We start from the raw sequence: 8,975 nt of genomic DNA, 5'->3' as shown, positions 1-8,975 counted from the left end.
GTCAGTTTCATGATAGATTTTAGAGACATAAGATACGCTGCACACTGAAATTATCTTTGGGTCATTATAGGATCAATCATTCTGTGGTGCTCCCTAAGACTCGGCGGTTGAAACCGCGTCTACATAAACAAAGTCGGCCTCCGCCGACTAAATCATTCAGACTCGGCGGTTGAAACCGCGTCTACATAAACAAAGTCGGCCTCCGCCGACTAAATCATTCAGTGATATTTAATCGCTAATCAATCTAAAATCTAAAATCCAAAATCTAAAATTGTCCCAATTTCATCCAAAAATAACATGATTTGTCACCTTCTCATCGGCCCACCAGGCAGCGGAAAATCCACCTTTGCCCAACAACTAGCCACCCTAGCAAACTATCACATTGTTTCCACCGATCGCATTCGCGAACAACTCTACGGAAATGCCAGCATTCAGGGAAATTGGACAGAAATAGAACATCAAATTATACAGCAAATCCGAAGCTCGATCGCACTTAAGCAACCAGTCATCTACGATGCCACCAACGCCAAACGCGCATGGCGAATGTCACTCCTCATGCAATTAAATTCCGAGTCCTCCCTCACTCCTGGGGACGATCGCAACTTAGAATGCAAATCAGAACCCGTATTGTGGATGGCTTGGCATCTCAAAACCCCCTTAGAAACTTGCCAGCAGCGAAATCAAAACCGCGATCGCATCGTACCAGACAACGTGATCGCCGATATGTTCAAATCCCTGCAAAACTTCCCCCCACTTCCCGCAGAAGGCTTTGCAGCAGTTAACAGTATTCCTCAAACCGACGGCGAGTTTGATCTCACAGAAATTCAGAACAAAATTCAAAACTTACATCGCGCCCTTACCAACCGCATCAACCGCACCAAACACAAACAAATTATCCTACACCAATACTCAAAACTGCAAGATTTCGATCGCCTGCTGCATTTAATAGCATTAATTATCCGCTATCCCGGCATCGGATACTTACATATCAATGACCCAAAATTGTTAGAATCTATTTTGGGAAAAGTGCCGCATTTTGCCGACTCTGTTGATGAAATTTGTGCTATAATGCACCAACTCAAAGGCAGTATTTATGCCGATCGCAATACCATCGAGATCGACTTGCAATGGCTGCAACAAAATAAACTAATCGGCATTGGAAATAACACTATTCCCCTGGACGATCGCACAAATCCTATTCTTACTCCCCCCCTTAGCAAGGGGGGGTTGGGGGGGGTCGAAAATAATATGGGATTACGGACAGTCAAAAACGGCGATTTGGGAGAAGTCGAAAACGATATTGATGTCACCATAATTGAAGACTCAAACCTAATTACTCACGCTTATTCAGATTTAGAACCATTCAAGCGGCTGCTAAAAATTATTCGATTTATCTTGCAGCATCCCTTTTTACCAAACTCCGAAAACCGCAGCCAACAAGCACTAATCGAAGGCATCAAAGAAAACAAAATTATTAGCGAAAATATCTTGGATGCCCTACAGAAAGATATTGAAAAAACCCTGAAACCTTATCAGATTTTGCCAGAATTTCCCCTGCGACACGGCTACTTTGCCGGAACTGGTATTTTATCGCAGCGCGAACTGAATCAAGTATTCGGAATTCTGCAATCTCAAGCCAAAAGTTTAGAAGATCCGGCAGCTTTAGCAGTTTTTGAAACGTTTAAAGAACGGATGAAACTCAGCAAGCTTAATTCTCCTGATACTTATCCAGTCAGGGCGATCGCGAATCATTGTATTGTCGATACTGACAGGCTTCCTGATGACGCGATGTCAAGAAAATTAACCCAATTGGAAACAGCAATTATCACGGGAGAACTCTTAGAATTAAACCGCATTTCCGGTGGCGGTCGATTTTCAGGAGATGCGGACGGCTTCTTTTTAGCGTGGCCGCTGCAAATAGTTTTTTATAACTTTGCTTGGTATTTAGGGCTTGAATGTGCAGGCAAAAAAGATAATGGTTTGTTGCGTTTTGAAAGGCTGGATAGATTGTTTTTAGGTCAACCTCAAGGGAAAAAACGCGATCGCACAATTCAGGAACAATCTTTACAAAAGATGAACCAACTTTTAGCAGCAGGTGCCGGGATATTTCTCGGTAAAACTGCTAGTTTGCAGCAGCAGTTTCTCAGTTCAGATAAAACAGTGCGATCGCAAGTCGAAATAACTGTGGAACTTTGGTTTAGTAACGCTAAATTTAAATTTGTTGCCGAGGGCACCAAGCGATTTGCGGTAATGAAAATGTCACCTCCTGTGGGAGGAAAACAACCTAAAGGTTCTAAATCTCTGTTTTCTTTGCAACCAACAGGAGATGCTAAGTTTCCCCATCGGTTTCGAGTTGTATTGCCAAAGTGGTCTTTAGATGATATCAGTTTCGAGCAGTGGATTATCGGGTTTGGCGGTAGTGTTAAGGTAGTGAAGCCGCCGGAGTTGGTGGAGAAGATTAAAAATATTGGCGATCGCATTGTTGAGGTTTATCGCGAATAAATCTGAGAATTTGTCGATCGGCTAACTCGCGAATCCGACAGTCCAACCGGGTTGAAAACCCCTGTCTCATAGCGCAAGTCCTCTCAAAGAGGACTAAGATTAATGATTATTTAATTGAGGTTTCCAGTCGGTTTTTAACCGACTTTTGCTATGAGATGGGGAATTAATTCCCCGGCAAACTTGTGGGTAAATGCGAAAATTTTGGGTTACACATAAAGGGCAATATTTAGCAGCATCGCCATTCTATTCCTAATATTTATTAAATAAAATATCTAGATATTTTTTAATACCTAGGGATTTCTTGTTTCCATTAATTCAACTTCCGAAGAAGCCTAAAAGACTGCGATCGCGTGGAGTTCAAGGAAGCTCATGCGTTTTCATTAATTCGACTTCCGAAGAAGCCTAAAGAAGCGACGACTTTAAGGTGATGACTGAAATTATCGTGTTTCCATTAATTCGACTTCCAAAGAAGCCTAAAGGTAAATCGTTTCAGGTTCCAAAAAAACAGGAAGGAGAAGGATCGTTTCCATTAATTCGACTTCCGAAGAAGCCTAAAGAAAAAATAGCTAACTTCTCGCCGGGAATTGCCAATTCCCGTTTCCATTAATTCGACTTCCGAAGAAGCCTAAAGTTTTTCACAATCTAATGGTGAAATAAGAACTCCAGACAGGTTTCCATTAATTCGACTTCCGAAGAAGCCTAAAGCGGTGGTACCGGAAAAGACAAAGTAACTGGAGAAAAAGTTTCCATTAATTCGACTTCCGAAGAAGCCTAAAGTGGTTGGACAGCAATAAGTCCACCTGCCAGAAGTACGACGTTTCCATTAATTCGACTTCCGAAGAAGCCTAAAGCGATGATGGGCATTTTCAAATTTTCATGAGCCGTAAGTTTCCATTAATTCGACTTCCGAAGAAGCCTAAAGACGCAATTATAGATGACTTTAACTACGGACTCTAGTTTCCATTAATTCGACTTCCGAAGAAGCCTAAAGTTGTGGTTTCTTTTCCAGCGGCAACTCCAGCCAAAGTTTCCATTAATTCGACTTCCGAAGAAGCCTAAAGAACGCATTCACCCAATTACCGAGTGGGTGACTTAATGTTTCCATTAATTCGACTTCCGAAGAAGCCTAAAGGCAAAAGCACCTGATAATGACAAAGACTCTTATCTCTTGTTTCCATTAATTCGACTTCCGAAGAAGCCTAAAGGTTTTGTAAGCTTCCGACCACCTTATTCAAATCATTACAAGTTTCCATTAATTCGACTTCCGAAGAAGCCTAAAGTCAAAACGGATAAGGAACTAGAAAAACTGTTTTCTCGTTTCCATTAATTCGACTTCCGAAGAAGCCTAAAGATTACGAAATTTCTCTAAACCCAAAAAGTTCGGAGAAAAAATGTTTCCATTAATTCGACTTCCGAAGAAGCCTAAAGTCTGATTTCTTCTGCTCGAGCGGGTGCGGAGCCCGTGTTGTTTCCATTAATTCGACTTCCGAAGAAGCCTAAAGAGAAATTTGCAAGAAAGTTTTGTGGTGGTTTTTCCAGTTTCCATTAATTCGACTTCCGAAGAAGCCTAAAGTAGTAGCAGAAGAAAATTGGCCTGAAAACTATAAAAGTTTCCATTAATTCGACTTCCGAAGAAGCCTAAAGGCTAGCTCCTAGAAGCCTTGCCCTGAGCTAAGTCTACAGCACTTTTTTGTGGGGGTCAAGTTTCGTCGTCAATAAAGGTAGATTATTTTCAATAAGCCCCAAAAAATCTGCCAAATACAGCCCTGAAACCCATAACCAGAGAGCAAATTGTGGGGGGTAACGACAGAATGAGGGTTTCAGAGATCGCCTACCCCCCCCAACTCTTATCAACAGACTGAGAATTAATAACAAATACCAATCATTAAACCAAAGCAACCAATACCTTATATCTTTCACATCATCAGCGATATACTCAACCCGCAACTCCAGAAACCGGGTTTTTTCCAAAAACACCTCATCACAGCCCACAAAATCAGTAAAAACCCCGGTTTCTTTGGCGGAGTGCATAAGCCCTAATTTAAATCGTCATTCGCACCAAAAACATTGCAATTTCACCACAAAATCTGCCACATCAAATCGTCATTCGCACGAATTGTCATTCGCACCAAAACCGCACCTCAGCACCAGAACTCAACCTTAAGATGTGACTAACAACAGTAAAGTACCGCCAACCCTCTATTATAAAAACCCAAAATCATGTTAGATTCACACTTCTCCAACAACAACAACAACTCTTGGCAAACCTCCCCCAATCTTGACCCCACAGCTTTCGACATAAAACTAGATCCTTTAGCAAAAACAATCCCCACCGGAACCACTAAAAATTCACCCAATATCAGCACTTTCATACCCGAACTCAATCCAAACTATCCAACACCAGATATCAGCAACTTTATCCTTAGCGAACAACCCCTAGCAAATTCAGTTAACCCCATAACATCCAGCACCGCCAACCTTCCCCAATCTAACATACCCCTTGATATACTAACAGGATCGGTCCTAGAACAAGCTCAAAAAATTGCCAACACCTACCTCAAAAACTTTGCCAATACAACCGATTTCAACCAAGACCTGAAACTAGCCTTTGGAGATAACATCGACCTAGCAGCAGCTCAAACTATAGTACAAACTGCCGCCAGTGGCAACACCCAAAACCTGCCGCGAATCACAGTTATTTCTAGCTCTCAAATCAACAATGCCAACGGTGCTTTTGACAGCTTAAACGGCGAGATTTATCTATCGCAAGAATACATTCAGCAAAACGCCAACAATCCCGAAGCAGTAGCCAGCGTACTGCTAGAAGAAATGGGACACTTCATCGACTCGCAAATTAATATTAACGATGCCGCTGGCGATGAAGGCGAGATATTTTCCGCCGTTGTTCGAGGCAAAGAATTGAGCCAACCAGAAATTCTCGCCCTCAAATCCGAAGACGATACAGCAACTGTTACTATAGGCGGCAAAACAGTTTTCATCGAACAAGCTTCCCCCTCAGATTTTCAGATCAATCTCAACTCAGCTAATTACAGTCGTTCCGGCAATAAATTTGTCGCAAGTAACGGCACTGGCGGCACCTATCTTTGGTGTACAGACTTTGCTTTTGGCCGAGCATTAGAAAAAGGTTTGCTTCAGAATTATAGCGGTTTAGGAGGGAGAATTTCCGGTCACGCAGGCGCTTGGGACGACCAAGCCGGAAGTTGGGGCCGTCAAGCACGAGCTAACAGTTTTGTAGTCTGGGACCCCAATCAAGGAGGCGCGGGTAATGTAGGTCATGTCGGCTTTGTAGAACGAGTGAATGCTAACGGTTCTTTTTTGATTTCCGAAGCCAATTTTGGTACTGCCAAAATGTCTTTTACCTCGCGCACTATTAACCCCGGAACTAATGCTTTTAACAGTGCTAAATTTGTCTATCTATCAGGAAATCAGACACAGCCAGATCCGGTAAAACCAGGTACGGGTACGCTATTCCGAGGAACAGTAGACGGACAGCTTAACGTTCGCAGCGGGCCGGGAACCAACAATTCCATAGTCGGTTCCCTAACTCCCAACAGCAGCCGCAACTTCGATTCAGTTTCTCGCAGTACAACAGTTTGGGATAGTCGCGAACAGCGCAATGACGATCGCTGGTTCCGCATTCAAGGTACAAATCAGTGGGTTTCCGCCGCCTTTATCACCGGAAATCCGGTATTCAACGGCACCGCTGATGGCACTCTAAACGTCCGCAGCGGGCCGGGGACAAATTTCCCAGTTGTCGGCTCTCTTGCCACCAATAACAGCCGGACTTTTGACGCTACCACCGTGGGCACGACTCACTGGGATGCGCGAGAAAACAAGAATGAAAACCGCTGGTTCCGCTTACAAAATACAGATAAGTGGGTATCAGCCGCATTCATTACCGGCAATCCGAGTTACTAATTTAGCCTTGGACGCAGGCGCAGTCAGAAACCTGGTTTTTTACGAAAATCCTTCGTTGGATCACCCAGATTAACTAAAAAACCCGGTTTCGAGGAGTCTTAATGTGTCCAGGACTGTAATTCCAGACTTGTAGGGGTAGGGCCCCGCCGTGCCTATCCCCGATCGCCCTTGCTTAACTGTACAATGCCCAAAGCTCGATGGTAATTCTTGTAGGGTGCAATATCTGCAATCCATTCGGGTGATCGAGTCAATCCATTCGGGCGATCGAGTCAATCCATTCGGGCGATCGAGTCAATCCATTCGGGCGATCGTAACTATCAACACATATATTTAAATTTATAGCCCAAAAAACAACATCTTTTCGGCTATTTTTAACAAATATTTTATTTACGTATAAAAAATACTCAGCAAAAATTGTAGATGAAGCCTCTTGTTTCCATTATTATGTACCATCAAGAGCGATCGACCTTCCCTCCCATCCCACAAGGTAACACCAGTGAACTTTAACGGAGCAACAACCGACCAAAACGGGTCATTCATCTATTTCGTCTACCCATTTCTATTTGAAACCGCAAACTTTCAAACCCTCAAAAACGCCATATCCCAAACCCAAATACCAGCGCGACAAAACCAAATGCTGTGGGAATCCCAAACATTCCCCAAAGACGACTTACTATTCCACGTCGCCAACTACCTCAACCCCACAGACAATCACCCACCCACAGCCAGCCTGTGGAAACTCAACGAAGCAGCCCGCGACATCCTTGGTTTCCGAGCACAATGGGAATTAATTACCCCCATAGCAAAAATTCCCTTTAACTTTGGCGAAGCAGGAGAAGGCAACAAAGCAGTCCAACTAGCACTATTTCAAATAGGAGTCGGATTCTTAACAATCAGAACCCAACCAGACTCCAACAACATCAATCAATGGCTCAACTTTCTGCATTACTTTCGCTTTCTCGAAGGACAGCAAGGAACCCACATCAAAGCCCAGCGGCGCATCGGTTTAAACCCCGACACAAAACAACCCCAATTCGAGCCATTCTTTCCAGAAATAGCAGGAGGCAATGCCCAATATCAAGCAGGTAAAAATCAAGTTCACTTCGGTCAAATAGTGACAGCATTACTCAAAAAATCAGCATTACCTCCGACAGAATTACCAGAACCTACATCAAAACAATGGTGGAGGGAAGTCTTTATTCCCGGACAAATGCTCCCATTTACAGCCTTATTTGCCGACAACTTACCCCCAGACGAAACCCAACTCTTACTCTACAAATTGCAAAACTTATTCCATGAAAAACAAGGCAATTATCCAGCCCCAGAAGACCTAGAACCCAACAATCCAGCTTGGCTGCCTTACGCCAGCCGTCAGTGGTTTATCTTCTCCCTAGAAGGCGGCAGCTTTCTAGCAGCCGATGCCCCTAAAACAGACTTTTTCCGCAAAACCCTACCATCTCACCTGCGCGACCAATATTTTTTACTATTTCTAATTGCCCTGCACCAGCGCTTTACCCTAATGATGCTATCATCAAAAGTAGCCCTAAATTGGCTATCTGACAGCGACAAAGACACTAACAGCCAGCGCGAACATGTATTTGAACAAATTCGTAACCAATTATTAGTATTCACAGCGCGGGGTTATTTCGCTCAAGTCATGCAGCGCCAACACCACCACCGCTGTTACCGCCAGTGGCACGAAGTATTTCAAATACAAGAATTGTACCAAGAAGTAAATGACGAAGTGCGCGATATGTACGAATACAGTCTCATGCAGCAAACGCGCCGCCTAGAAACCACAATTCAAGTTATCGGCGTAGCCGTAGGTACAGGCGGCATTATTGCCTCCAGCATTGCTAACTACATCCAACAGCCACTCAGCTTAAAACCAACTTGGAAAATAGATACAATTCATCCAGCAGTATTAGTTCTATTATTAAGTGTAGTAGCCGGAGTAGCAGCCGGAGTTGTAACTTGGTTGAGCACGGGCGGCTGGCATTGGATTTTGAAACGCATCCAAAAGCGAGACAAAAACTAATATGGTGCATCTAAATCATTTATCGGCACGCGGTGGGAATCAGGACACGGCAGTGCCGTTTCCCTACCAACCGTACAATAAATATCATTTATCGGGACGCGGGAATGTTCATTGGTGTCAACTTAACGTCAAACCTATTATCAGTCTTCTGTCTAGCGATTAAGGCTAGCTCCCCACTAGCCCCCCGATCGAAGGGGGGGACAAGAGTATTCTCTTTCGTCCCCCTTTTTAAGGGGGATTTAGGGGGATCTGGCTTCGGACAAAAGCGAGAATTATCAATGGTTCCAGGCTTAAGCTGACACCTATGGGCAATGTTGTATCCTGCGGCCGTGGCTTCACCCGAAAAAATGCCAGGGAATTAATTCCCCGCCCAACTGCGGATTTAACGCGGTTATTCACTAAGAGGCCTCCACAAAAAGAATGATCCAATAGCTATGTGGGTTTAGCGAAAATTTCCACAAACCATTTGTGAAGATTGGGCAGACGATTTATCTGG

General features: G+C 43.8%; 3 protein-coding genes and 1 CRISPR repeat array. All 3 genes read left to right on the top strand.

All coding sequences use genetic code 11. The annotated features are described in order from the left end of the window. Nucleotides 1–297 precede the first annotated feature (297 nt). The 3 genes from JGK11_RS31440 to JGK11_RS31430 all read left to right on the top strand — a co-directional run bounded on the left by JGK11_RS31440 (nucleotide 298) and on the right by JGK11_RS31430 (nucleotide 8,479). Nucleotides 298–2,502: a WYL domain-containing protein gene (locus JGK11_RS31440; RefSeq protein WP_293214326.1), complete on the top strand. Its 2,205-nt coding sequence runs from the start codon at nucleotides 298–300 to the stop codon at nucleotides 2,500–2,502. Between the two features lie 303 nt (nucleotides 2,503–2,805). Next, nucleotides 2,806–4,146: a CRISPR direct-repeat array (repeat unit 35 nt; unit sequence GTTTCCATTAATTCGACTTCCGAAGAAGCCTAAAG). Between the two features lie 576 nt (nucleotides 4,147–4,722). Continuing rightward, entirely contained in the window at nucleotides 4,723–6,441 is a 1,719-nt protein-coding gene (locus JGK11_RS31435) for a CHAP domain-containing protein (protein WP_293214324.1), read from the top strand. Between the two features lie 430 nt (nucleotides 6,442–6,871). Next, nucleotides 6,872–8,479: a hypothetical protein gene (locus tag JGK11_RS31430; protein ID WP_293214322.1), complete on the top strand. Its 1,608-nt coding sequence runs from the start codon at nucleotides 6,872–6,874 to the stop codon at nucleotides 8,477–8,479. The last annotated feature ends 496 nt before the right edge of the window (nucleotides 8,480–8,975 follow it).

Source organism: Microcoleus sp. PH2017_34_RAT_O_A (assembly GCF_020737885.1).
Taxonomy (GTDB): domain Bacteria; phylum Cyanobacteriota; class Cyanobacteriia; order Cyanobacteriales; family Microcoleaceae; genus Microcoleus.
The sequence above is the reverse complement of the archived record's forward strand: the minus strand, read 5'-3'. Positions and strand labels throughout refer to the sequence as shown.